General features: G+C 46.7%; 20 protein-coding genes and 4 tRNA genes. 5 read left to right on the top strand and 19 right to left on the bottom strand.

Features of this window, described 5'->3' with window-relative positions; all coding sequences use genetic code 11:
- Positions 1-8: 8 nt before the first annotated feature.
- The 10 genes from GY843_RS01690 to GY843_RS01645 all read right to left on the bottom strand — a co-directional run bounded on the left by GY843_RS01690 (position 9) and on the right by GY843_RS01645 (position 6,352).
- Positions 9-85: transfer RNA gene (locus GY843_RS01690), tRNA-Met, on the bottom strand.
- Positions 86-138: 53 nt separating this feature from the next.
- Positions 139-213 (bottom strand) — tRNA-Gln (locus GY843_RS01685).
- Positions 214-228: 15 nt separating this feature from the next.
- Positions 229-305, bottom strand: a tRNA-Met gene (locus GY843_RS01680).
- A 131-nt stretch (positions 306-436) separates the two neighbouring features.
- Positions 437-1,528: a redox-regulated ATPase YchF gene (ychF, locus tag GY843_RS01675; RefSeq protein WP_297305986.1), complete on the bottom strand. Its 1,092-nt coding sequence runs from the start codon at positions 1,526-1,528 to the stop codon at positions 437-439.
- A 21-nt stretch (positions 1,529-1,549) separates the two neighbouring features.
- On the bottom strand, positions 1,550-2,140 hold the full coding sequence (gene pth / locus GY843_RS01670) for an aminoacyl-tRNA hydrolase (protein ID WP_297305985.1): 591 nt from the start codon (positions 2,138-2,140) through the stop codon (positions 1,550-1,552).
- A 34-nt stretch (positions 2,141-2,174) separates the two neighbouring features.
- Positions 2,175-2,765, bottom strand: a complete 591-nt coding sequence (locus GY843_RS01665) for a 50S ribosomal protein L25/general stress protein Ctc (protein WP_297305984.1) — start codon at positions 2,763-2,765, stop codon at positions 2,175-2,177.
- A 118-nt stretch (positions 2,766-2,883) separates the two neighbouring features.
- A complete protein-coding gene (locus GY843_RS01660) occupies positions 2,884-3,825 on the bottom strand; it encodes a ribose-phosphate pyrophosphokinase (RefSeq protein ID WP_297305983.1) in 942 nt (313 codons plus the stop codon).
- 64 nt (positions 3,826-3,889) lie between these two features.
- Positions 3,890-3,964: transfer RNA gene (locus tag GY843_RS01655), tRNA-Gln, on the bottom strand.
- Positions 3,965-4,065: 101 nt separating this feature from the next.
- Positions 4,066-4,668: a lipoprotein insertase outer membrane protein LolB gene (lolB, locus tag GY843_RS01650; protein ID WP_297305982.1), complete on the bottom strand. Its 603-nt coding sequence runs from the start codon at positions 4,666-4,668 to the stop codon at positions 4,066-4,068.
- Positions 4,658-6,352 (bottom strand): tetratricopeptide repeat protein, encoded by a 1,695-nt coding sequence (locus tag GY843_RS01645; protein WP_297305981.1) that lies wholly within the window; start codon positions 6,350-6,352, stop codon positions 4,658-4,660. Before GY843_RS01645 ends, lolB begins: the two co-directional genes overlap by 11 nt.
- 228 nt (positions 6,353-6,580) lie before the next feature.
- On the opposite strand from GY843_RS01645, the gene hemA reads away from it, so the two are divergent.
- The 5 genes from hemA to GY843_RS01620 are packed head-to-tail and all read left to right on the top strand — an operon-like array spanning position 6,581 to position 11,032.
- Positions 6,581-7,852 (top strand): glutamyl-tRNA reductase, encoded by a 1,272-nt coding sequence (hemA, locus tag GY843_RS01640; RefSeq protein WP_297305980.1) that lies wholly within the window; start codon positions 6,581-6,583, stop codon positions 7,850-7,852.
- Positions 7,852-8,940: a peptide chain release factor 1 gene (gene prfA / locus GY843_RS01635; RefSeq protein ID WP_297305979.1), complete on the top strand. Its 1,089-nt coding sequence runs from the start codon at positions 7,852-7,854 to the stop codon at positions 8,938-8,940. Before hemA ends, prfA begins: the two co-directional genes overlap by 1 nt.
- A gap of 31 nt (positions 8,941-8,971) precedes the next feature.
- Positions 8,972-9,835 (top strand): peptide chain release factor N(5)-glutamine methyltransferase, encoded by an 864-nt coding sequence (gene prmC, locus GY843_RS01630; RefSeq protein ID WP_367183785.1) that lies wholly within the window; start codon positions 8,972-8,974, stop codon positions 9,833-9,835.
- 8 nt (positions 9,836-9,843) lie between these two features.
- Positions 9,844-10,614, top strand: a complete 771-nt coding sequence (locus GY843_RS01625) for a molybdopterin-synthase adenylyltransferase MoeB (protein WP_297305978.1) — start codon at positions 9,844-9,846, stop codon at positions 10,612-10,614.
- Complete coding sequence (locus tag GY843_RS01620; protein ID WP_367183784.1) at positions 10,607-11,032, top strand: CoA-binding protein; 426 nt, start codon at positions 10,607-10,609, stop codon at positions 11,030-11,032. The genes GY843_RS01625 and GY843_RS01620 overlap by 8 nt, the downstream gene beginning before the upstream one ends.
- 36 nt (positions 11,033-11,068) lie before the next feature.
- Here the strand turns inward: GY843_RS01620 and GY843_RS01615 are convergent, their stop codons facing one another.
- From GY843_RS01615 to GY843_RS01575, 9 genes are all read right to left on the bottom strand, one after another.
- Positions 11,069-11,662 carry a hypothetical protein gene (locus tag GY843_RS01615; RefSeq protein WP_297305977.1) on the bottom strand — a complete coding sequence of 198 codons (594 nt, stop codon included), beginning with the start codon at positions 11,660-11,662 and terminating at the stop codon, positions 11,069-11,071.
- A gap of 33 nt (positions 11,663-11,695) precedes the next feature.
- Positions 11,696-12,652, bottom strand: coding sequence for an AEC family transporter (locus GY843_RS01610; protein ID WP_297305976.1), 957 nt, complete (start codon positions 12,650-12,652; stop codon positions 11,696-11,698).
- Between the two features lie 200 nt (positions 12,653-12,852).
- Positions 12,853-13,368: a histidine phosphatase family protein gene (locus GY843_RS01605; protein WP_297305975.1), complete on the bottom strand. Its 516-nt coding sequence runs from the start codon at positions 13,366-13,368 to the stop codon at positions 12,853-12,855.
- Positions 13,369-13,749: 381 nt separating this feature from the next.
- The gene (locus GY843_RS01600; protein ID WP_297305974.1) at positions 13,750-15,411 is read right to left on the bottom strand and encodes an acyl CoA:acetate/3-ketoacid CoA transferase; all 1,662 of its coding nucleotides are present in this window, start codon (positions 15,409-15,411) and stop codon (positions 13,750-13,752) included.
- A 173-nt stretch (positions 15,412-15,584) separates the two neighbouring features.
- Complete coding sequence (locus GY843_RS01595) at positions 15,585-16,946, bottom strand: sigma 54-interacting transcriptional regulator (RefSeq protein ID WP_297305973.1); 1,362 nt, start codon at positions 16,944-16,946, stop codon at positions 15,585-15,587.
- A gap of 485 nt (positions 16,947-17,431) precedes the next feature.
- Positions 17,432-17,974: a non-heme ferritin gene (ftnA, locus tag GY843_RS01590; protein WP_297305972.1), complete on the bottom strand. Its 543-nt coding sequence runs from the start codon at positions 17,972-17,974 to the stop codon at positions 17,432-17,434.
- Positions 17,975-18,245: 271 nt separating this feature from the next.
- Positions 18,246-21,302 carry an EAL domain-containing protein gene (locus GY843_RS01585; RefSeq protein WP_297305971.1) on the bottom strand — a complete coding sequence of 1,019 codons (3,057 nt, stop codon included), beginning with the start codon at positions 21,300-21,302 and terminating at the stop codon, positions 18,246-18,248.
- Positions 21,299-22,408 (bottom strand): substrate-binding domain-containing protein, encoded by a 1,110-nt coding sequence (locus tag GY843_RS01580; RefSeq protein WP_297305970.1) that lies wholly within the window; start codon positions 22,406-22,408, stop codon positions 21,299-21,301. Before GY843_RS01580 ends, GY843_RS01585 begins: the two co-directional genes overlap by 4 nt.
- A gap of 144 nt (positions 22,409-22,552) precedes the next feature.
- Entirely contained in the window at positions 22,553-24,724 is a 2,172-nt protein-coding gene (locus GY843_RS01575; RefSeq protein WP_297305969.1) for an EAL domain-containing protein, read from the bottom strand.
- Positions 24,725-24,803: the final 79 nt, after the last annotated feature.

Raw genomic sequence — 24,803 nt, 5'->3', positions numbered from 1 at the left:
GATAAGCATGGTGGCAATAGCGGGACTCGAACCTGCGACCCTCGCATTATGAATGCGATGCTCTAACCAACTGAGCTATATTGCCACTCAGATTAGCTCGTAGAGCTAATGCTTAAGATATCTTTTCGAAAGAAAAGATGGCTGGGGTAGGAGGATTCGAACCTCCGCATGACGAGATCAAAACCCGTTGCCTTACCGCTTGGCGATACCCCAGCAGAGTCTGAAACATGGTGGCAATAGCGGGACTCGAACCTGCGACCCTCGCATTATGAATGCGATGCTCTAACCAACTGAGCTATATTGCCATGCTTTAGAGAGCGCGAATTATTCTCTTTTTGTGTTGGTCTGTCAATAGGTTTAGGTGTTAAAAATAGGGGAAATTTGGAATAAAAAAACCGGCCATAAAAGACCGGTTATTTTATAAACAGAAACTGCTTTAAACGTTAAAACGGAAGTGAACTACATCGCCGTCTTTAACGATGTAATCCTTGCCTTCCAGGCGCCAGCGGCCTGCATCTTTAGCACCGTTTTCGCCTTTGTGCTCAACGAAATCATCATAGCTAACAACTTCGGCGCGGATAAAACCTTTTTCAAAGTCAGTGTGGATAACACCAGCCGCCTGAGGAGCCGTAGCGCCCACCTGAACTGTCCAGGCACGGACCTCTTTAACACCAGCGGTGAAGTAGGTGTGTAAGCCCAGAAGATCGTAGCCGGCGCGGATTACACGGTCCAAACCAGGTTCTTCCATGCCTAGATCTGCCAGGAATTCCAGGCGCTCTTCATCATCCAGCTCTGCGATCTCGGCTTCCAGCTTGTTACATACTACGACAACGCCTGCATTTTCAGATGCGGCTAGTTCGCGTACCTGGTCCAGGTGTGGATTGTCTTCAAAACCATCTTCGTCGACGTTTGCGATATACATGGTTGGTTTTACCGTCAGAAGATGGAAGCCTTTCACAATCTTCATATCATCTTCGTCTAGATCCAGACCGCGTACAGGCTTGCCTTCTTCCAGGTGAGGGATTAGGCGTTCAAGCATGGCTTTCTGTGCTACTGCTTCTTTATCACCGCCTTTTGCCAGCTTCTGGATGCGTTGTAGCTGTTTTTCTGCTGAATCAAGATCCGCCAGAGCTAGCTCAAGATTGATCGTTTCAATATCTGCCAGAGGCTCGATTTTGTTAGCAACGTGGATAACGTTGTCATCTTCAAAGCAGCGAACCACGTGTGCAATCGCATCAGTTTCACGGATGTTAGCCAGGAATTTGTTGCCCAGACCTTCACCTTTGGATGCACCAGCTACTAGACCGGCGATATCAACAAACTCCATCGCTGTAGGTACAACGCGCTCTGGAGTAACTAGCTCAGCCAACATGTCCAGGCGTGGATCGGGCATAGCTACTGTGCCGGCATTAGGTTCGATCGTGCAGAACGGGAAGTTTTCCGCTGCAATACCGTTCTTAGTCAGTGCATTAAAGAGTGTAGACTTACCTACGTTTGGTAGGCCGACAATACCGCATTTAAAACCCATGATAGATTCCTGTGAATTAACCTAGCTGGCAGAGAAACTGTGTAACTGGTTCATTGCTTTGCCCCAGTCACCGGAAATAGCATGCTCCAGATAGCGTTCTGCTTCATCCAGCGCAGCCATGGTGGCATCGCGCTCTTTTGCCGGAGCTTTATTCAATACAAAACCGCTTACCTGGCTGCTGTGGCCAGGATGGCCAATGCCCAAACGCAAGCGGTAGAAATTCTTGTTGTTACCCAGTTTGCTGATGATATCGCGCAAACCGTTATGCCCACCATGACCGCCACCTTGCTTGAACTTTGCAACGCCGGGAGGAAGGTCCAGCTCGTCATGAGCGACCAAGATCTCTTCTGGAGGGATTTTGTAGAAATTTGCCAGTGCCGCTACGGCCTGGCCACTCAGATTCATAAATGTAGTTGGGACTAACAGATGGATTGTCTGTCCACTGATCTGAGCTTTGGAGTACAGTCCGTGATATTTCTTTTCAGGCTTGAGGGGGGCGAGATGCCGAGCAGCAAGCTGCTCGACAAACTCAGCACCGGCATTGTGACGAGTTTGTGCGTATTTATCACCCGGATTCCCGAGGCCGACAATAAGCTGGATCTTGTCTTTCATGCCAGTGCAGTAACCGATTAATAGTATCGACTAATTACTTGCTGCCGCGAGGAGCATATACGTAACCGATACCCTGGTCGTGGTCACCACCGCGACGCAGAGAAACAATCTCAACACCTTCTGGCATAGTGATGTCGGACAGGTGAAGAACCTGGTCAGAAGCACAAGCAGACAGATCAACTGTCAGGCTTTCTGGCAGGTTAGCTGGCAGGCAAAGAACTTCAACAGTGTTCTTCTCTGCAGCGAACTTGCAAGCAGCTTTAGATGCTGGAGATTTTTCGAAGTTAGCAAATACAACAGGAACAGTGATTTTGATCTTGTTGGATTTAGTAACGCGCTGGAAGTCAGCGTGCAGTACAACTGGCTTCGCCGGGTGGCGCTGCAGATCCTTGATGATTACCTGCTCTTCTTTACCATCTACAGACAGAGTCAGTAGAGAGGAGAAGAACGAATCGTCCTGGATCATTTTAACCAGTTCATTGTTCGGGATAGAGATTGATGCTGGCTTCTTGCGTTTGTCACCACCAAAAACGATACCTGGAACCAGGCCTTCGCGACGCAGGCGGCGGCTCGCACCTTTCCCTTCATCGTTACGTGCTACTGCATTAACTACAAAGTTAGACATTTTCATACCTTTATATAAACAAAATGCAAAACCTTGCGACCAGGTTTTGCAGTTTTTAACCCCGGAGGGTGTTAAGCCCTGCTGGATAACCAGCAAGGCGCATTATCAGGCGTTGACCTTAACGGAACATCGCGCTGATAGATTCTTCATTACATACTCGGCGTACTGCTTCAGCCAGCAGTGGTGCCAGAGTTAGCTGACGAATTTTGTTGCAGCCCATAGCTGACTCAGACAGCGGGATAGTGTCTGTTACGATAAATTCATCTAGCTCGGAGTTAGTGATGTTGCTGATAGCAGGACCAGACAGTACAGCGTGAGTGGCATAAGCAACTACGCGTGCAGCGCCTTGAGCTTTAAGCGCTTTGGCTGCTTTGCACAGAGTGCCTGCTGTATCACACATGTCGTCGACCAGTACGCAGGTGCGGCCTTCAACATCACCAATGATATTCATAACATCAGATTCATTTGCGCGTTCACGACGTTTGTCGATAATCGCCAGATCGCAATCCAGCTGTTTTGCAACAGCACGGGCACGAACTACACCGCCTACGTCAGGGGATACAACCATGATGTCTTCGTATTCCTGGTCTACGATGTCATCCAGCAGAACTGGAGAGCCGTAAACGTTATCAACAGGAACAGAGAAGAAGCCCTGAATCTGGTCGGCGTGAAGGTCTACAGTCAGTACGCGGTCAATGCCGATTGCAGTCATCATGTCTGCAACAACTTTGGCAGTGATCGCTACACGCGCAGAGCGTGGACGACGATCCTGGCGGGCATAACCGAAGTATGGAACTACTGCAGTGATACGTGATGCTGATGCACGGCGCAGTGCATCTGCTAGTACAATCAGTTCCATCAGATTGTCATTAGTTGGCGCGCAAGTAGACTGAATGATGAAAACGTCCTTACCACGTACGTTTTCTTGAATCTCAACGCTTACTTCGCCATCGCTAAAACGACCAACATTCGCTTTACCCATAGGAATATCTAGGCGATCAACTACTTTTCGCGCAAGTTCCGGGTTAGCGTTGCCGGTGAAGACCATCATCTTGGACACGGCGTACACCTTCTCGATTGTGTTTTGTTCGGAATCTGTAGATCGGGAACCGTTCATAGGCATTTGGCTGGGGTAGGAGGATTCGAACCTCCGCATGCTGGAATCAGAATCCAGTGCCTTACCGCTTGGCGATACCCCAACATTTCCTCTTGGAGGACGGGCCTCCCGTTGAAAGAGGCGCAGATTATCCCGGATCGATTAATTAAAGTCAAACCAATGGCTGAGGATGAAGCTACTTTATTAACGAGAGATCCAGCTGTTAAGTACTACGGTGATATTAAGGCCGTTTCTGGTCAGCTTTAGCTTGCGAGGAAGAGCAGGACTCAGGCTGTTATAACGCAGGTATTGGATATCCCAGCCATTCTGCTGCAGAGACTGTAGGCGGTTATCTAATAAGATGTGCCGATAGGGTTTGTTAGGTGCGGGTAAACCACGAATCCACCAGTAAATGTCACTGATTGGGAGTTCCCAGCCTAACTGTTGATAGAGGATAAACTCAGGATCGGGACCTTCAAATGTCCCCTCGCCAGCTACATCAACAGTGACTTTTCCGGGCTGCCCAGAAATGGATGCGCCACCTTGTCCCCAAGGTCCGCGAATATCAATTTGATAGTTTTGTTTTTCCTGTAGCCATTTCAGACTAGCGGAGTTGGTGCTATCAGGGGTTTTTATGCCGATCTTGCCGCTGATCTCCCAACTGCGTAATTTCTTTAGCTCAGCTTGGTGAGACTCCCAGCTTGATGTTGAGGTAGACGGCACTGTCGTATCTAACCCACTACAAGCCGCTAGAAATGAAACGCAAATAACAATGGAAAGTTTCTTTAACAGACTACTAATTTGCATCTATTATTCGCGCCGCTTCATTAAGGAATGGATTGTCAGGATTGTTCTTTCGGCTCTGGCTTAGCAGAGCTTTGGCTTTTTCTTTCTGCTCTATGGCCCAGTACACTTGAATCAAATGACTGGATACTTCGGGGTCAGCATACAAAGCATGAGCTTTTTCCAGGTAGGGTAGTGCTTCATGGAAACGTCCCAGCTTATACAAAGCCCAGCCCATGGAATCTAAAATAGCCGGGTCTTCCGGCTCTTTGCTTAGAGCTGCGTTGATCAAATCGTATGCTTCTTCGTAACGCTCGGTGTGAAGAAGAAGGGTGTAACCTAATGCGTTCTGGACGGTTGGGTTGTCTGGTTCTAGTTCTAGAATACGTTGCAGATCTTTTTCCGCTTGTGGGAAATCAGATGATTCAATCATCATTGCACGGGTGTAGAGCAGAGTTGTGTTATCTGTAAATTGGGAAAGGGCATCGTCCAGCACGATGATAGCTTCTTCACTATAGTTGTGCAGGTTCAACCACTCCGCTTCCAGTGTGAAAATCTTAGCTGTCTGCGTAGGGAGCATGGAGCGAGCATCCAGAAGAATCTGCTGCACTTTTTCTTTGTCGTTAGGTGTATTCAGCAAGCCGATTGCACGCGAGAGTGCCTGCAATACATTACTGCCATCTTTAACCTGTACGTAATGTTCGATTGCCTGTTCTATTTCGCCACGAGATTGGGTGATATGGCCCAGATAAAAATGGGGGGAGCTATCCTCTGGCTTCAGGTCGAATAAGCTTTTGAGTACCTTTTCTGCACTCTCGGTCTGCTCATGTTCAAGCATCAACAGGCCTAGATAGTAGGTGAGCTGATGATCCTTAAGGTTATTTTTAATTAGAATTTGTGCCTGATCAGTTGCGGTTTTCGGTTTTTTAGCTTGGAACAGTAATTGAGTGTAGAGAAGATGTAGCTGGCGGTTATCTGGCTGGTGCTCAAATGCAGACTGTATCAGAAGAAGTGCTTCACCAATCCGACCCTTCTCCCGAAGTAGCTCTGCTTTTTGAACCAGGGCTTCAGGGTTTTCGGGGTTAAGTAGTAGCGAACGATCAAAAGCCTGAATGGCCTCTTGCGTGTTGCCCGCAGATTTAAATAGCAGTGCTAGCGTGAGTTCAAGATCTGCACGAGGTGGATTGTTTTCACTATGTTGCTGCAGCATCTTGATATAACCGGTGAGAATCTGGCTATCAATATTGCTGCTTTGTCCACGGATGAGTGCCAATGTTCTTAGTTCATCATACTCCAGTGCCTTTTGTACCAAGGGTAGCGCTTCTTGATACTGACCTTGATGTAGCAGTATGTTGGCTTCAATTTGGTATGGTTCTGGGTTTGCAGGAGAGATCTGTCTCCAGGTGTGGGCTGCTTCCTGAATCTTGGCCGGGTTACGCATATATTGCGCTATGCGAGTGGCTCTTTCTGCTACACCGGGGTCACTGGTTTTCTTTGCCTGGGTCAGGTAGTTGTCTAGTGCGATGGGAAACTGACGTCGCTGCCCGGCAATCTCGGCCAGCATCAGGTTGTAGAGTGATTCCTGATTAAACTCGCCTGCCACATAAGTTACCGGCTCAGGAGCGGAAGAGACCTCTTTGATCTGAGTGCTCTTACAACCCTGTAATAGGAGCAAGGTGCTGCTAACTAAAATAAGAAATCTATTCATGGATAAGCGTAACTGCCTCTGACATCCCTGATGTTTCGATCACTATAGATGAACAAAGTGTTGCTTGTCAGCAACTGCTCATATGTTTTAACTCCTAATTTGGCACTAATTCATGCTACTTAGTTCCTGAAATACGCCGACTTTTTTTAACCTTTACTGCAAAGCGTTGTATCATAGCCCGCTTATTTGTATGTGGACCTCTCTGGGTTCATCGGTTTGGCGGAAAGAATGGCGTTATTAGCACTTGGCATAAATCATAAAACAGCTCCGGTAGAGGTGCGTGAGCGCGTGGCGTTTGCACCTGAAGCTATGTCGGATGCTATGGATGCCGCAAAACAGTTTGCTGATCTGAAAGAAATTGCCATCCTTTCTACTTGTAACCGAACCGAACTTTATTGCTCATCCGGTATGCAGGGCAGCCGTGCTTTGCTGGAATGGATGGGTGAATATCATGGTTTGGATCCTGATCAGTTACAGCAGTGTTCCTACGCATACTGGGATGAAGAAGCTGCACGTCATATGATGCGTGTTGCCAGTGGTCTTGATTCTCTGGTGCTAGGCGAGCCACAGATTCTTGGGCAGTTGAAATCTGCCTACAGCCTTTCTCAGGAACATGGTTATGTAGGCGCTGAACTGAGTCGTCTATTTCAGCAAACCTTCTCTGTCGCTAAACAGGTACGTACTGACACTGCTATCGGGCAGAACCCTGTTTCAGTCGCCTATGCGGCAGTAAGTTTGGCACAACATATCTTTGCTGATATGAGTGACAGCCGAGCGTTACTGATCGGAGCGGGTGAAACCATTGAGCTGGTTGCTCGCCATCTATCTCAGGCGGGTGTAAAGGATATGACGGTTGCTAACCGCACCTTGAGCCGTGCTCTGACCCTAGCGGAAGAGTTTTCCGGTAAAGCGATTCTATTGGGCGATATCCCAGATGCTTTGGCGGATGCCGATATTGTTATTGCCTCTACCGCCAGTCAACTGCCTATTCTGGGTAAAGGTGCGGTCGAGGCTGCGCTGAAGAAACGCAAACACCGTCCTATCTTTATGGTGGATATTGCCGTTCCCCGTGATATCGAAGCTCAAGTTTCAGAGTTGGATGATGTTTATCTCTACACCGTTGATGATCTGAAAGAGGTGATAGAGGAAAACCAGCGTAGTCGTGAAGATGCTGCTAGGCAGGCCGAAGAAATTATTGAAACGGGTGCGCATGATTTTATCCGCCAGTTACGCTCTCTGGAGGCAGTTGATGTGCTGACCGCTTTTCGTGGGCAAGCGGAAGCACTTCGAGATCAGGAGCTGGAAAAGGCACTTAAGCAGCTGCAGAACGGTAAAAAGGCGGAAGATGTACTGACTATGCTGGCTCGCGGTCTGACTAATAAAATGTTGCACCATCCAACCATTCAGATGAGAAAAGCCAGTGCCGAAGGGCGTTCTGATCTGCTGGATCTGGTACAGGAACTTCACCAGTTGGGTGAGCAGTTGAAGAACGAGAAATAATGAAAGAATCTATTCTAAATAAGCTGGAAAAGCTCAGTGACCGTTATGAAGAGCTAGCCGCTTTATTGTCTGATGCCGAGGTAATCTCTGATCAGAATAAGTTCCGTGATTACTCTATGGAATATTCTGAACTGGAGCCAGTAGTACAGGCGTTTGCTGCGTTTAATCAGGCTCAGGATGATCTGGAAGAAGCCGAGATGATGATGGCTGACAGTGATCCTGATATGCGTGAGATGGCGAAAGAGGAATACCCGGAAGTTAAAGCGCGAATCGAACAGCTGGAAGCCGATCTGCAGATTCTGCTATTGCCGAAAGATCCGAATGATTCACGTAACGTATTTCTTGAAGTGCGTGCGGGTACCGGTGGTGATGAGGCTGCGATTTTTGCCGGTGATCTATTCCGTATGTACTCCCGCTATGCGGAAGTTCAGGGCTGGCGCGTAGAGGTTGTCAGTGCAAACGAAGGTGAACACGGCGGATATAAAGAGATTATCTCCCGCATTGTGGGAACCAACGTGTATTCTCAGCTGAAGTTTGAGTCCGGTGCTCACCGTGTACAGCGTGTGCCAGAGACGGAATCACAGGGCCGTATCCATACATCTGCCTGTACTGTGGCGATAATGGCGGAGATGGATGAATCGGCTGAGATCGAGATCAACAAGGCTGATCTGCGTGTGGATACCTTCCGTGCCTCAGGAGCGGGTGGTCAGCACGTTAACAAAACTGATTCAGCTATCCGTCTAACCCATATTCCAACCGGTGTGGTTGTAGAGTGTCAGGAAGAGCGTTCCCAGCATAAAAACCGCGCCAAGGCGATGTCACTGTTGGCTTCTCGACTGCAAGCAGCGGAGCAGGAGCGTCAGGCTGCTGAGATGGCTGATACTCGTAAGAGTTTGGTTGGTAGTGGTGATCGCTCCGAGCGTATCCGTACTTATAACTACCCACAAGGGCGTGTGACTGATCACCGAATCAATCTGACTCTGTACAAGTTGCAGGAGATTATTGGTGGAGAACTGCAGCATATCGTTGAGCCGTTGCTAAATGAATATCAGGCTGAACAGCTTGGTGCTCTGTCCGAAGAAAGTTAATTAAAAGAAAGGGCCTTAAGGCCCTTTTTTGTTGAGTTTTAATTTATTAATAAAAATGCAGATCCGCCAAGCCCTCAAACTGAGTGAACAGCTTCATAAGGTGAGTGAATCTCCACAGCTTGATCTGGAGCTGATGCTCTGTCATCTATTAGATAAGCCAAGCAGTTATCTTTTTACCTGGCCTGATGCGGAGCTGGATTCTGAGATCATCTCGCAATTGGAAGCAATGCTAGAGCGACGCCTTAACGGAGAACCGGTTGCGCATATTATTGGTTATCGGGGGTTCTGGAGTTTTGATCTGGAAGTATCACCTCACACCCTTATTCCACGTCCAGATACGGAAGTGCTGGTGGAAAATGCTCTGCAGCTTTGTCAGAAGCAAAACGCGCGCGTGGCAGATTTGGGAACAGGGACTGGCGCTATAGCTTTAGCTCTGGCTACGGAGCATCCAGGCTGGGAATTGGTCGCTTCTGACTTTGTTGCAGAAGCAGCTGAGCTAGCAGAAAGGAATAGAAAACGCCTTAAGCTTGATAATGTTGCTGTAGTTCAGGGTAGCTGGTTTGAGCCCCATAATGGTACGTACGACATGATTGTCAGCAACCCTCCTTATATCGATCCTCAGGACCCGCATCTGCAGCAGGGTGATGTACGCTTTGAACCGCTATCAGCACTGACGGCAGATCAGCAAGGGATGGCGGATATCGAATTTATAAGTAGTCATGCTAGGAATTATCTAAAGTCGGAAGGAGTTCTTCTGTTCGAGCATGGTTACGATCAGGGGGAGCTTTGTCGTGATCTCCTTAAACGACTGGGTTATAAAGAGGTAGATACTGCTCAAGACTACGGGCAAAATGATCGGGTTACTTATGGTATTTGGCCGGGAAATAGAGAGTAGGTTTTTCAATGCTGAGTGATGAACAGCTGCTGCGTTACAGTCGTCAGATTATGTTGCCTGATGTGGAGATCAATGGTCAGGAAACCTGGTTGAATTCCAGTGTCTTGATTATTGGTTTGGGCGGATTGGGAAGTCCGGTTGCTATGTACCTTGCTGCGGCAGGTATTGGTGAACTGGTATTAGTGGATGACGATGAAGTGGAATTGTCCAATCTGCAGCGTCAGATTGCACATCATAGTAAACGGATCGGTCAGCCAAAGGTCGATTCTGCACGTAATACCATCGCGAACCTTAACCCAGATACTAAAGTACGTACGGTTTATGATCGTCTCAGTGAAGAGGAGCTATCAAGCTTAGTGGCTACCGTTGATCTGGTAGTGGACTGCACTGATAACTTCAGTACTCGTTTTTCAATTAACCGAGCTTGTTTTGAGCATAAAAAACCACTGGTTTCCGGTGCGGCTATCCGTATGGAAGGTCAGGTGGCTGTATATGACCCTCTTACTCCTGAATCACCATGCTACCAATGCCTCTACAAAGAGGGATCTGATGAGAATCTAACCTGTTCAGAGTCGGGTGTGCTCTCACCTGTCGTTGGAATTATTGGTTCTGTTCAGGCGTTAGAAGCTTTGAAGGTTTTGGCTTCTGTAGGTGAAACACTTGCCGGGCGTTTGCTCTTGCTCGACGCCAAAACCATGGACTGGCGGACATTGAAACTACGCAAAGATCCGAAGTGTCCTGTATGTTCAGGTGGCTCTGGAGAAGTGGAAAGTGACTGAAGAACAGAAAGTTATCGATCTGCTTGGCCGAGTCAAAACGGTTGCGCTGGTTGGGGCAAGTAATAAACCTCATCGAGCCAGCTATCGAGTGATGCAGTATCTTCTGGATTGCGGCTATGATGTGATTCCCGTTAATCCTCGCTTGCAAGGACAGGAACTACTGGGTCAGCAAGTGCTTGCTTCGCTTGAAGAGATTAATCAGCCTATCGATATGGTAGATATCTTCCGCAACAGTGATGATGCAGCGGGTGTGGTAGATCAGGCTATTGCTGCTGAGGCTGGAGCCGTCTGGATGCAGCTGGGAGTAATCAATATCGAAGCTGCCAAGCGGGCAGAAAATGCAGGGCTGACAGTGGTGATGGATCGTTGCCCTAAGATTGATATTCCTCAATTATCAATTGTAACCCCCGCTGGTTGATGCAACTTCTGTCTGTTTCTGACGTTTGTTACTGGTTTAAAGAAACATCTTCCTGATTTTTAGATCTTCTGCGCAACGCTTGGCGTAACTAATAATCTCATCGGAGTATCCTTGTTGCTCTAGATCTTCTGGAACTGGTGCGCCGGAGTTAACCAGAAAGTGGATTAAAGGTAGCTGCCCAGTTTGTAATCCCTTATGTAACAGAGCTTCATCAAGTTGAGCACCGGACTGTAACAGCAGAGATATATGTAGCATCAGCTGTTGTTCATCGCATTGCTCAAAGCATAGATGGAGAAGTTCCTGTTTGTCTTCCTTACAGCCAGCTTGGAGAAGTTGCGTTAACAGAGGAAGGCTTTTCTCTTTTTGTAGCGCGAGTGTTGCCAAACTCAGATCCGAATGGCTGAGGCATGGTGTGTTGGCAGATGCTCCGTGTTTTAGCACAAGCTCAAGGGCTTTGGGCTGCTGTTCTAGAACGCAGGATTCAACCAGGCCAGGTATCGTATCTGATACAGGCTGATCAATCTCATCAGGGCTGATCTTTTTAAGTTGTTTTAACAGTTGTTCCGTATCGCCTGTCTGGATTGCTTTATAGGCTTTTGCCAGTCGATCACTCTTAAACAGGTTGAGCACGTGATTTACCTATTAGTGTTAACAAACTCTAGATTAGATAACGCCAAGTATACGCAGAATATAGATGCCGGCGCTAAGGGTGAGCACTGAGCCCAGAGTGGTCATAAGTATGATGTTCGCAGCCAGTTCCGCATTCCCACCCATCGCTTTAGCCATCACAAAACTTGCAGCAGCAGTCGGGCAGCCAAACAATACCATAAGCATCGCCAGATCCTGACCTCTGAAACCATAAATCCATGCAGCAACTGTTAGTAGCAGAGGGATGAATAAAAGTTTGGCAAGCGTTGCCCAGGTTGCTTGGGCGGACGTGTTTCGCAAGCTGGCCAGATTAAGAGAACCACCTATAGCCAATAGCGCTAAAGGTAGTGTGAGGTTGGCAAAGTAGCGTCCAGTTTTTTGAGCAACTTCGGGTAGCTCAAAGCCGAAATAGGAAAAGGGCAGGGCAAGCAGTACTGCGATAATAAGAGGGTTTTTAACTACCTCGAGTATGGTGCTGGAAACGCTGGATGAGCCACTATTCTGCGCAGGAATAGTCAGAGCGATGATAGAAAGTACATTGAAAAGAGGAATGACCAGAGCTAGCAGAAGTGATGCTTGCGCTAGTCCTGAATCAGCAAATAGGTTGTAGCTAACCGCCAAGCCTATGATGCCATAATTGCTGCGAAACGCCCCCTGGATAAAGACCCCTAAATCTTCCCCTCTTTTGATCCATTGCTTAGCAATAAACCATAGTGTGATGTAGCACATCAGAGTGCCAAATAGAACAAAACCTAATTGTTCTGGATTAAAAACCGCATGGAAATCGGTCCTTGAGATGGACATAAATACCAGTGCAGGCAGTGTGATAACGAAAACCAGTTTCGATGCTGTACTGATAAATGCTTCATCAATAAGGCGGACACGTTTTAACAGATAGCCAAGAAAAACGATAAAGAATATTGGTGCAACAATATTGGCAGTAAAGCTAAGCGACTGGAGGTAAAGATCCACGGATAAATCCCGAATAAGGAGCAATGATGTTTTTTAGGGAGAGTGAAGAATGCAGAGATTAGATCTGGTTAGCAATAACTGGTTTTGATTATCTCTCGTTCACTTAGCTATCGGATGAAAAGCATCCCCTGATTAACTGGAGTTTATATAAGTTTCCAAGTGAGTTTCATTGCGGGTAAAGATGGTATTTTATCATACGTTCAAGAATCTTTATTGTCTTCTTCTTGATGTTTTTTTGGGTAATCGAATAGGGTCAATGTGGCACATCCTTCGGCCAGTTCATCCCAGCGGGTAACGCTCAGATGCATATGCATCACTGCTGCAGTGGGGAATTTCTCCAGATGTTCCTGAGTCAGAAAGAACCCTAGCATCTCCAGCCCAGGGTTATGTCCTACCAGCATAATATGTTGTGGTGCGTTGCTCTGATTTTGCAAAACATAGAGCAGGGTTTCGCTGCAGGATTCATAGAGTTCAGGCTGAATGATTAATTTGTCCTGAGAAAGTTTTAAACGGGTTTTAATGGCCTGAGCCGTTGTAAGAGCTCGATTAGCACCACTGCTGATGATCAGATCGGGGTTGATATAAAACTGATGAAGGCGTTCTGCCATGGCAGGCAGATCACGTTTTCCGCGTTTGTTTAAAGGCCGGTCAAAATCATTAAGGCTAGGGTCTTTCCAACTGGATTTCGCATGACGTACTAAGGTGAGCTTTTTCATCGTATGCTATCTGCCGTATTGCTGTGAACGGCTTATTCACAAGTCCGTTAACTAGTATTGGAGTTAATCATCATAATTGCGAATCTTTCTGGCAAAAAGGTTACATCTCTATTTAGTTTTCCGTTGTTTTAGAGTTTTAAAAAGGCCATCCAGAGAGCTGTTTGGTTAAGGCTGTTAATCAATCAACCCGGGGGATGTAAGCAGGGTGAAAATTCCGACTGATATTCATCATTAACTCTATATTGAGCTCTCTCAGAAAAATAACCGCTTAACCAAGGCACAATAACGCCGCACATGCATTATTAAAGGATAAGCATAGGAGTACTTTTCAGTGGATGGCAAAGGTATAGACCTTCCTTGGTCTGCTAGGGCTTGATAGACCTAGGAAACAAGTCTCGATTCTGGTTCTGGAAAGGGACTGCAACTCTCAGTACCTTGTTGAAGAACCTTTTTCATTAGAGCTCGCATCTGCTGCATAGGTCTGCTGCCAGGGTGATCCAGGCGCATAGGTTGATTGCGGAAGAGGCGATCATCCATCGGAGTCAGGTCGTCATCAATCAGAGGAGTAAACTCCATCTGATCCAGAATGTCTTTTTGCAGATCTATGCCTGGCGCTATCTCAGTCAGCAACAGGCCTTTAGGGGTGAGTTTAAATACTGCACGTTCAGTGATAAATGTAACCTTCTGGCGACAAGTCATAGCATAGCTACCATTAAAAGTTATCTGCTGAACTGCTTTTTTGAATTTTTTCAGTGGTCCGTTTGTTATGACCTTCAGTCCCTTTTCGCTGAATTCAATTTGCTGTTTTCCCGAAGTGAAAGTGCCTAGGAAGTACACATCCTGAGTATTCTGTGTGATGTTGATAAAGCCGCCCGCCCCGGCCAGTTTTGGGCCGAATTTGCTAACATTAACATGGCCTTCTGGGCAGGTTTCTGCCAAGCCTAAAAATGCCTGATCTAGGCCGCCCCCATCATAGAAATCGAACTGGGCAGGTTGATCAACAACGGCTTCGGCGTTGCTGGTAGCGCCGAAGCTCAAGCCGCTCGCCGGTTGCCCGCCAATGCCACCTGGCTCCACGGTTAAAGTGAAATCCTTGATTTTCCCTTCTTCTGCAGCAACGGCTGCTACTGTTTCCGGCATGCCGATGCCGAGATTGACGACCGCATTCTTCTGCAACTCCATTAAGGCTCTGCGGGCGATAATCTTACGGGCATCTAAGGGCTGGGTGTCAGACGCTTGCTCGCCAAGGCGGATCTCGCCTGTGTAAGCGGGGTTATAATCTTCAGCAAATGTCTGCTGGTGGTCTTCGGCAGGTGCAACAACGATATGGTCAACCAGAATGCCAGGAATGCGGATACGATCAGGTGTCTGTGTATGTTGCGCGGTAAGGCGCTCAACCTGTACTAGAACGATTCCACCGCTGTTTTTGACCGCCTGAGCAATAGAGAGTGCGTCTAAGGGTAGTGCTTCACGTTCCATCGACACATTGCCATCTTTATCGGCGGTGGTGCCTCGGAGAAGGGCTACGCTAAGAGGGAAATGTTTATAAAGTAGGGCTTCCTGTCCATTGATATCCAGTAGTTGTACCAGATCTTCCTGCGAACGCTCGTTTATCTTGCCGCCTTCGATGCGTGGGTCAACAAAAGTGTTGAGCCCTACATGGGTTAGGGTGCCAGGTTTACCAGCGGCAATATCCCTGAACATATGGCAGATAACGCCTTGAGGAAGGTTGTAGGCTTCAATCTTATTTTCAATGGCTAGCTTGCCAAGTGTTGGAGCCAATCCCCAGTGTCCTCCGACAACGCGGCGGATCATACCTTCGTGGCCAAAGTGATTCAGGCCTCGGGTTTTGGCATCGCCCTGTCCCGCTGCATAGAAAAGATTCAGGTTGTTGGGTTGGCCTTGTTCCAGAAAGCGTTTTTCGATTGCTTTGGCCAGGGTTTCGGCAAAGCCAATGCCGATAAAGCCACCCGTGACGATGGTATCGTTTGATTTGACTAACTCAGCGGCCTGCTCGGCGGAGATCACTTTATTGTGTGTCATCGCTATTACCGTTTATTTTTATTTTTTAGGATAGCAGTCCATAGAGCAAAGCAGAGGCCATTTTTTAAAAAATTAGAATAAACAATGGGTTATGTTCATTGTCTTGTGAAATGGATAATTTTTATGTCTAGTTTTGCAGACATGTGTGTTTTTATGTCTATTTTTGCAGACAGTTATTTTAGGCGTTGGTATAAGCTGGCTCTGGATATTCCGAGTAGTTTAGCTGCTTCAGTTTTGTTTCCGTTGCAGCTTTGGATTGCCTGCTCTATCAGGGTTCGTTCGCTTTCGCGGCGGTTGCTTTTTAGGTCGCTTGAAAGTTTTTTTGGGGCCCGTTGTTGGGGTAGCTCATCTGCAGAGCCGAGATCGGCTGCTTCGATAGCCTTGCCTTCTGCCATCACACAACCACGCTCAAGACGGTTTCTCAGCTCACGGATGTTGCCCGGCCAGCTGTAGTTTTGTAACCACTTCATAGCTTCCGAGGATAGTGGAAGCTCAGGCAGTTGCGATTGGGTTTGGATCTGTGAAAGCATGCCCTCTGCCAGCGCAGGGATATCCTCCAACCGCTGTCGCAGTGGCGGAAGATTGATTGGTAGAACGTTTAAACGGTAGTAAAGATCTTCGCGAAACTCGCCTTTTTCTACTTGTGTGCGCAGGTCTTTTGCTGTCGCGGCGATAATGCGGACATCAACTTTTTCCAGTCGGTTGGAGCCAAGAGCTTCAACTTCGCGTTCTTGTAATACTCTGAGTAATTTTGCTTGCATACCCAATGGCATTTCTGCGATTTCATCAAGGAAGAGAGTGCCGCCATTGGCAAGCTGAACCTTGCCGGTACGGCCCTTGCGGTCTGCTCCGGTGTAAGCGCCTGGGGCTGTACCAAAGAGTTCGGCTTCAGCCAAAGATTCGGGTAGGGCTCCCATATTAATGCCGACAAAAGGACCGCAGCGACGATGCGACGCTTCGTGAATCCCCTGCGCCAGAAGTTCCTTTCCCGTTCCTGTCTCGCCTAGTAGCAGCAGTGTTGTATCCAGATGAGCTGCGCGAAGGGCTTGCCTGCGTAGTAGTTGAGTGGGTGCTGAATTACCTATCATGTCATCCAGAGCATATCGGCTTGGGCGGATGATCTTCTCATCTTCAAACTGTCTGCGAAGTCGGGCAAATTTATCAAACAGAGGTTGTAGGCTGTCCAGGTCATCGTAAAAGACGAAACCTACAGCACCGATGATTTCCTGTTCATTATTTCGGACCGGCAGGCGGGTAACAACGCACCACTGGTTTTTGATCTGCATAAGATCGATAAAAATGGGTTTGCCACTTTTTACAACCCTTGGCATCTGCGTGGTAGGTAGAAGCTCTTCTACTGGTTTACCAATGGGATCTTTATCTTGAGGGATATCAATCAGTACCCGGTAGGCATCACTGATCCAAAGGACATTACAGTTTTCGTCAATGGCTATGGCGCATTGACAGAAGCTGGAGAGGAGATCGAGCAGATTATGATTGCTATCCTGCTCTAAAAGTTGGCGAAGTGAATTCATAAAGAAAGCGTAGCTTTACCCGGTTGTATAGGAGGATAAAACTACGTGTTGTGTCGTATTCTGCCAAGTATTTTTTATTGGCAGAACAAGGAAGGCTACGCCGCGTTGGATTTAGAGGCTTTCTGCTGACGGTTTGCTGTTCCTTTTATAACTTGTTCCCATACGCCTGAAGTGCTCATCAGAAGAGCGCCGCAGTTTCCGCATTTGCAGATCTGAGAGCTACCAAGATCACTTATGATCTTAAGATCCGGGTGCTCAGTGCCCTTTTTGATAAGTTCGAAACAAGATACGCAATCGGTATTCACACTAAATCTCCTTCCCTGGTATTGGGCATGAGAGGCTGCTTTTTATTAGAGTTGGCTACATTACTGTCTAATTATCGGACAGTGTTCTCTTAACTTTAGAAAAAAGTTTTATAAAACAGTTGCTTCTCATGCATAGTTGTTGTGAATTCTGGGATAAGTTAGGTAACTATTTAAAAATAATCAAACTTCGCCTGATGGTAGTGAGCTTTCCATTATGCTGCCGCCACCGCCGTTTTTGGCTAATTCACCGATCTCTTTATCGATGAAAAACAGCCCCTTGCCGTCTTCACCGATGATTTTGATCTTATCCAAAATTCCGTTAAATAGTTTTTCTTCTTCGTGCTGTTCAGCGACATACCACTGTAAAAAGCTGAATGTGGAGTAGTCCTGACTGCTAAAAGCAGTATGGGCTAACTCATTAATTTTCTGTGTGATGAAGCATTCGTGCTCGAGTACTTTTTCAAACAAGTCGCGGATCGATTCAAACTCCGCATCTGGGGATTCAATCGCTCCGATTTTTGCCATGGCGCCTGTTTCGTTAACATAGGTGAAGAGGCGTTTCATATGCGACATCTCTTCATCGGCATGCTGGTACAGAAACTCTGAACAGCCTTCAAACCCTTTGGATTCTGCCCACGCTCCCATCTGCAGATAAAGGTTGGAGGAGAAAAACTCCAGGTTAATCTGTTCGTTGAGGCGGTCTAGCATCGACTGGCTGAGCATGGGTGTATCCTTTAAAGCAGAATTTGAAACAGTATTGTAATCAGATTGAAACAGGTTTGCAGAGCCATTTCTTAGAATTGGCGGAGCGGGCGCATTTCTTACAGATGAAATCGCTAGAGCGGGTTATTTTACCGAGCTCTTTGAGATGATCTTCTATCTCTGTCTTTTTAAATTTGCAGAGGGATTTGGCTTTGTTCATCTGATATATCTGAATAAAATTCAAATGATAATCATTATTAGTTTCGAGTCAAATGAATATTTTGTGTGGGGTTTACAGAAGGTGCTCACGACGGGTTTGTTTAGTGTGGGCTATCATCACTTCGGCTGGGCCTGGCTTGCCTAGGAGGTAGCCCTGGATCTCATCGCAATTCAATTCGCGCAGAAAGTTAAGCTGTTCTTCTGTCTCAACACCCTCTGCAACGACGGATAGCTGTAAAGAGTGAGACATAGAGATAATCGCAGAGATGATTTTTTCATCATCACCATTGCCGGGTACGCCGGTTACAAAAGAGCGATCAATTTTCACCGTATCAACTGGCAGGCGTTTCAGGTATATCAGGGATGAGTAGCCGGTACCAAAATCATCCACAGACATGCGGATACCCATCTGACGGATCTGAATGAGCTTATCAATCACAGTATCAATATCATCAATCTCCAGCGTTTCTGTAATTTCCAGCTCGAGTAGTTCCGGTGGTAGGCCGCTTTCTTTCAGAGCAAAAGAGATATCATCAATAAGACTTGGATCATAAATCTGTCGTGCAGAAAGGTTGACTGAGACTGGCATCGGCCAGTCTGGATTGTCATTCCAGCTTTTAGCCGCTTTGCAGCTCGCAAGCAGAATATAGCGGCCAAGTTCAACGATCTGACCCGTCTGTTCAGCCAGAGGAATAAATTTAATTGGCGGAATCAGGCCTTGTTCTGGATGGTCCCAACGCACCAGGGCTTCTGCGCTAAGGATGGTTTCACCATCAATATCGAAACGAGGCTGGTAAACCATAAATAGCTCATCGTTAATTAGAGCCCTGCGCAGGTCTTCTTCTAACTGGGTTTGTGCTTCGGCTTGCTTGTTCAGTTCCTGATCGTAGTACTGGATGCCATTTCGTCCCTGTTCCTTCACGTGGTACATGGCTGTATCAGCATGGCTGAGAAGAGCTTTGGGCTCTAAACCATCATCAGGGTAGACAGCTATGCCGATGCTGACAGGAGCGCTGCTAGAGAAATCATTCAGCTGGAACGGAACACGTAGCGTTTCCTGAATTCGATGGGTGATCAGATTGATTGTGTCTGGATGGCTAATGCCTTGTAGAATGACACCAAATTCGTCACCACCAAGCCTGGATACTGTGTCATCTGGGCGGATCTGACCGTTTATTCTGTTTGCGGCTGCAATCAAGAGCTCATCGCCTACCGCATGGCCGTAGGTGTCGTTGATGTTTTTAAAGCGGTCTATATTCAGGAACAATAAGGCAGTTTTTGAGCCTTCACGACCTGAGCGGGCAATCGCTGATTCAAGACGATCAAAGAACAGAGAGCGGTTTGGCAACCCTGTAAGAGTGTCATAATGGGATAGTTTTTCCAGCTGAGTTTCAGCGCTTTTCAGAGCAGAAATATCATTAAAGATAATAACGTAACGCTGCTCATCGGCATCATTGATAATGGTACTGAGCGATAACCAGGCGGAGAAAGAACTGCCGTCCTGCTTGCGAATTTGAGCTTCATTATTCCAACGTGCGCCTGATTCGATATGTTCAGAGATCTCAGGTATATCGTGTAAAAGTCGGCTGACAAACCGGTCTGTCTGGTTTGTGGGGAAACCGGTAAGTTTGATGCAAGCGCTGTTGACTGAGATAACGTTGAGGTTGCTATCCAGAGCTAATATGGCTTCATCCGCCTGATCGAAAATTTGCCCTGCAAGTTGGATACGTGACTGGGCAGTTTTTAAATCGGTGATATCTGTAATGATACCGCCGATAGCGTAGATGATATCGTTGTCGTCTATCAGCGGAAATTTGGTACTCAGAAAACTACGTGGCCCTTCAGAAGTCTCCAACGTGTACTCAATTTGTTGAGGTGCTCTACGCTGGATAACCCGGGTGTCACTTTCTCTGAGAGCTGCGGCGTGTTCTGCTGGATATATATCGCTGTCGGTCTTACCAACCACTTCATCCAGAGGAAGATTGGTCAGCTTCCCATAGTTTGGGCTGACCATTTGGTAGTGTAGGTCAATCCCTTTGATGAAAATAACGTTTGGTGTGTTTTCAATAATACCGTTGAGCTGCTTCTCGTGTTCGCTGATTTTTGAAACCATGCTTTCCAGGGTTCTGCCGAGACGGTTGAACTCCTCAAAACGCCCTGGAATAAAGGGTTCACTTTCTTTTGCTTCGCCCATCTCATCAGCGTATTTCACCAGACTGGATAGGGATGATCGAGTCAGGTAGCCGATTAAGACAACGGTGATTGCGCCAATCAAAAGCGCAGCGATAATAGCGGGCCCCAGATTACTAGTGTAGGAACGTTGCAGTTGCATTAGAGATGAATTTGGCACAACTACACGTGCGGATATGGTGTCGCTACGATTGATCTGTAGGTTGTATTGGTGAACGAGTTGTCCTGAGCTGTGCGAGCTGAATTTGTTGACAGGATTATGCTGCGTCAGCAGTTGTTGGGTCGCTTTATTCAGGGAAAGCCCTGAAATTAGAGTAGCACCATCAAAAAGAACTGCAGCAGTGGAGCTTGTCAGGCTCTGGATCTCATTCAGAATAATAAAGTTTTCGTTCAGCAGAATGAATGCATGCAGGGTTGCAACAACTTCTCCAAAATCATGACTGATTATCGGGAATGAAATACGCAGGAAGTGATTCTGACTATCTGGTGTTGTATGGCGTTGCTTAATCCAGGAACGATCGGGGGCAAACTTCAAGGTCAACTGATTCAGAGGGAATTTCTGGCCAAGCAGCGCCGTGTTAAATACTTCAATGTTGCTGGAAGATTTCAGCGTGAGAGCGAATGCATGTGTGCTTTCACCAATCTGACCTGATATCTGATTGTTTAAAAAAGACCTTGCCTGTTCCCGGTTGCCCTGTTCAATTAGCTGTAATAACTCGTCACGGCGACTTATCGATTCTATCTGAGCAGCTACAGATTGCAGATATGTTTTGAAAAAACGTTGCAAGATTCGCTGGTTTTGATCGTGTGAGGAGTTGATCTCGTACGACAGGGCTTTTTGCGAACCCTGGTATGCCGGAATCAGTAACAGCAGAGCGATACTGGACAATGCAATGAGCACAGTAGAAAGGATGACTGCGTTAAAGCTTAGTTTTTTCACTTTAACCCCTGACCACTGTACCTGAAAGCGCGTTCTTTTAGCTCATTGAGCTCGTTTTGGTCCAGTGATTTATCGATGAGAACGATATCACCAGAATATATATGGGGCACCTTATGGTTTTGACCTTGCAAGTCTAGTTTGATCGCTTCAGCGATAGCAACGCTACTATCATCATTCATGCGCATAACTGTAAGGTCTAGTTCGCCTTTAATCAGTGCGTCAATTTCTGCTTGGCCACCACCCCAGCCGTTCAGGAGAACCTGATCGAGTTTTCCGTATTCTTTAAGTGCATCTATGGCGCCTAATGAGATATCGGTGGAGCAGGAAAAGAGCATGTCCAGATCTGAGTTGTCACGCAATGCAGCCTGGGTCGCTTTGTAGGCCATATTGCGATCACCTTTTGTGTAATAGCTGCCTAGCTGAGTGAGACTGCTTTGTTCTGATGCCGCAGTAACAAAAGTATCTCCACGCATAACACTGACATATCCAGGAGTGAAATAGAGCATGCCGTATTTAGCTTCAGGCTTTAATTTAAGCATCTCTTGGGCAAGCAGCTTGGTGCCAGTCTCATGGTCGAAGCCGGTGTAAAGGAATGGACGTTGGTGTAACCAGTGGCGCAGGGGAGTGGTGATGTTCTGTAGAATTAACTTTGGTTTTCCGCGCAATAGGATGCGTTCAATCATCGCCTGATGGCGTAACGCATCCAGTGTGTAGATTAAATAGTCTGGTTGCCAGGCGATAGCTTCATTCAGCTGTTGGCTCTGTAGGCTAAGGTCAACGCTGGGACGTGAGAAAAAAATTCTCGTTTCAAATGGAACTTGTAATTCAGTCATTCGTTTTTCAAGCGCAATGACACTGCGACGCCAGTAGTCTGATGCCTGGTCGCCAGGGTAGATTATGGCGACTTTAGCTTTGTTATCCTGAGGACCGGAGTAGGGAATTGCCTGTTCTCGTACTATGCGCGAGAACTGTTGCATGATTGTCTTCTGCTCAGGCTTTTCGAGCAAATAATCGGAAATGCGAACGTACTGATCAGCCTCCTGTGCAAAGGCACTGAAGGAGACCGTTAAAAGTAATATTTGTAGGCGGAAAAAAAATTTCAACATCAAAAACGCCTAACCAGAATCCTAACTACAGCTCGGGCTAGGCATAAAGCGCTAGCACTACTAATTATTAATTTACGCTCAACATAATGTACATCTAAGAGGCATGATTGTCAGTAAATAATAACCTTTTATAGGCTATGGATATTAGGGGAGATAGGGGGCTGAAATATCACATGTTGTTGCTTGGGTGATTTTTGGCTTGGGTTTCTTCGCTAACCTGTGTTCAATTTCATGGGCGGGCATGGGTTTAGCCAGCAGAAAACCCTGATAAAAATCACAATGATTTTTTTGTAAGTAGACAAGTTGAGCTGTGTTTTCAACACCTTCAGCGACAATTTGCATATCAAGGCTTTTGCCCAACTGCATGATAGAGTCAAGAATGCGGGTATCTTCGTCAGAAGTGACACTGTTAATAAATGTTCGGTCTATTTTCAGAATCCTGGCAGGGAACTCTTTAAGGTATGCTAATGAGGAGTATCCAGTACCAAAATCATCGATGGCGATTGTCAGGCCGCTTTTGGAAAGATCCTGCAGAATTGTTAACCCTGTATCCAACTGTTCCATCAGCACCGATTCGGTGATTTCGATGATCAAGCAATGTTTTCTGACATCGTTTCGTGTAGTGGCATTTAAGATCTTCTCAACCAAGCGAGAGTCATTTAGTTGACTGCTGGAAATGTTGATGGCGATAGGGATCTCTCTCAGACCCTTCTGTTTCCAGAGACTGTGCTGTTTACAGGCTTCGCTGATAACCCAATCACCTATCGGCTTAATTAATCCGCTTTGTTCAGCAACAGGGATAAATTGCGCCGGAGATATATTACCCAGTTTACCGTTGTTCCAGCGCAGTAGCGCTTCAACCTTAACTAGTTCGCGTTTCCTATTAAAGATAGGTTGGTAATGGAGTGACAGCTCATTATTGCTTATGGCGTCTCTCAGATATGTTTCCAGTTGCAGATTTTTTGCAGTCAGATTTTTTAGTTCTGGTGAATAGACACCAATGTTACTCGTACCTAAGTTTTGCGCATTTCTCATAGCCATGGTTGCAGCGCTGGTGATTTCTGCGAGGCTTTCGCCATGCTGTGGAGCAAATGCGAGACCGATATTAACCGAGATTGAGAGACTAGTTGAATCGAGTTGTATCGGTTCTTGAGAGATATTCAATGCTTTTTGGATCAGGTTCTGCGTGTATAGTTTTTCTGAACCACAGAGGATGCCAAATTCATCTTTACCAATACGAGAGACTGTGTCGGTTTCACTGCATATTCTTTTCAGACGCGCATAGATGGTCTCAATAACAGCATCAGAAGTTTGACTACCAAAAGTGTTCTGAATCATGGCGAAACGATGAATATCCACCAATATGAAATTGAAGGCGTTCCCGCTGTTCTTGTAACGAAGGAAGGCTTCTTCGAGCTGTTTTAGACCGGGCAGTAGCGAGAATGGATCGTATTGCGGTAGTTGGGAGAGGTTTTTCCCTCTGCTCAGATCTGAGAAAAGACCTAGATAATGCGTCGCTTCCCCATGGGTGTCGAGTATTTCACTAATACTTAAATGCTGTAGGTATTTTTCCCCGGTTTTGCTTTTGTTCCAGAGTTTACCCGACCAGTGTCCCATCGTATTGATTTGTTCCCACATGGTTTTGTATTGATTGGTATCGTGCTCGTTGGAACGCAGCCTTGATATATGGGAATTGATTACTTCATCTTGGGAGTAGCCGGTTATATCTGAAAACTTATGGTTTACAGCGCAGATGTTTAGATTCAGATCAGTGATAACAGCCCCGTCATCCAGTTGATGAATATTTTCAACCAAGCGTAGAAAGTTCGGGTTTCTCTCGGCCGTTACATCTGGTTTAAATCGCAGCAGTACTTTGGGTTGAGTGGTGCCTTGCTCTTTGAGCGCTCGGCCATAGATTGTGAGCTCAGGGGTCAGATCGTTTGCCGGGAGGTGGCAGATAAACGGGTGAGAGCTGTTGAGTTTGCTGTAAAAATCTTGCTGTAAGTGTGTAGGCACAATTCGGTTGAAATGCCTATCCGTAAGATAAGTGTCCGAATTAGGCAGGTGGAGCAGCTTACGAGCTAGGCTATTTGCTGCAATCAACTTTCCATTATTGAAAATTACACAGGCTTCGTCGGAGTCATCGAGAAATGAGCTGAGCTCTTCGCTCATGCGAGAGATGACCGCGAGAGTCCGGGTTATGCGTCTTTCATAATACAGAGGCAATAGCAGAGCTAGCAGTGTTGTGAACACTGCTGCTATCGCTATGAAGTTCAGAACTTCAGGCTCGGCTAAAAAAAGAACGCCACTGTCCATAGTGTTATCTACTTAAGCAGAGAAGGTTTTCATCATTGATTGCAGCTCGCTGACAAGAGAACGCAGATTGTTACTAGCG

It is taken from the genome of Neptuniibacter sp. (assembly GCF_024231755.1).
Classification (GTDB): domain Bacteria; phylum Pseudomonadota; class Gammaproteobacteria; order Pseudomonadales; family Balneatricaceae; genus Neptuniibacter.
Note: the sequence above shows the minus strand (reverse complement) of the source record. Positions and strands in the feature narration are given on the sequence as shown.

Excerpts from the sequence above, each read along its gene's own strand:
- GY843_RS01580 (WP_297305970.1), bottom strand. The coding sequence starts at position 22,408 with ATGTTGAAATTTTTTTTCCGCCTACAAATATTACTTTTAACGGTCTCC.
- hemA (WP_297305980.1), top strand. The coding sequence starts at position 6,581 with ATGGCGTTATTAGCACTTGGCATAAATCATAAAACAGCTCCGGTAGAG.
- GY843_RS01665 (WP_297305984.1), bottom strand. The coding sequence starts at position 2,765 with ATGTCTAACTTTGTAGTTAATGCAGTAGCACGTAACGATGAAGGGAAA.
- GY843_RS01625 (WP_297305978.1), top strand. The coding sequence starts at position 9,844 with ATGCTGAGTGATGAACAGCTGCTGCGTTACAGTCGTCAGATTATGTTG.
- ychF (WP_297305986.1), bottom strand. The coding sequence starts at position 1,528 with ATGGGTTTTAAATGCGGTATTGTCGGCCTACCAAACGTAGGTAAGTCT.
- GY843_RS01600 (WP_297305974.1), bottom strand. The coding sequence starts at position 15,411 with ATGACACACAATAAAGTGATCTCCGCCGAGCAGGCCGCTGAGTTAGTC.
- GY843_RS01605 (WP_297305975.1), bottom strand. The coding sequence starts at position 13,368 with ATGAAAAAGCTCACCTTAGTACGTCATGCGAAATCCAGTTGGAAAGAC.
- GY843_RS01595 (WP_297305973.1), bottom strand. The coding sequence starts at position 16,946 with ATGAATTCACTTCGCCAACTTTTAGAGCAGGATAGCAATCATAATCTG.
- prfA (WP_297305979.1), top strand. The coding sequence starts at position 7,852 with ATGAAAGAATCTATTCTAAATAAGCTGGAAAAGCTCAGTGACCGTTAT.
- lolB (WP_297305982.1), bottom strand. The coding sequence starts at position 4,668 with ATGCAAATTAGTAGTCTGTTAAAGAAACTTTCCATTGTTATTTGCGTT.
- pth (WP_297305985.1), bottom strand. The coding sequence starts at position 2,140 with ATGAAAGACAAGATCCAGCTTATTGTCGGCCTCGGGAATCCGGGTGAT.
- GY843_RS01645 (WP_297305981.1), bottom strand. The coding sequence starts at position 6,352 with ATGAATAGATTTCTTATTTTAGTTAGCAGCACCTTGCTCCTATTACAG.
- ftnA (WP_297305972.1), bottom strand. The coding sequence starts at position 17,974 with ATGCTCAGCCAGTCGATGCTAGACCGCCTCAACGAACAGATTAACCTG.
- GY843_RS01575 (WP_297305969.1), bottom strand. The coding sequence starts at position 24,724 with ATGGACAGTGGCGTTCTTTTTTTAGCCGAGCCTGAAGTTCTGAACTTC.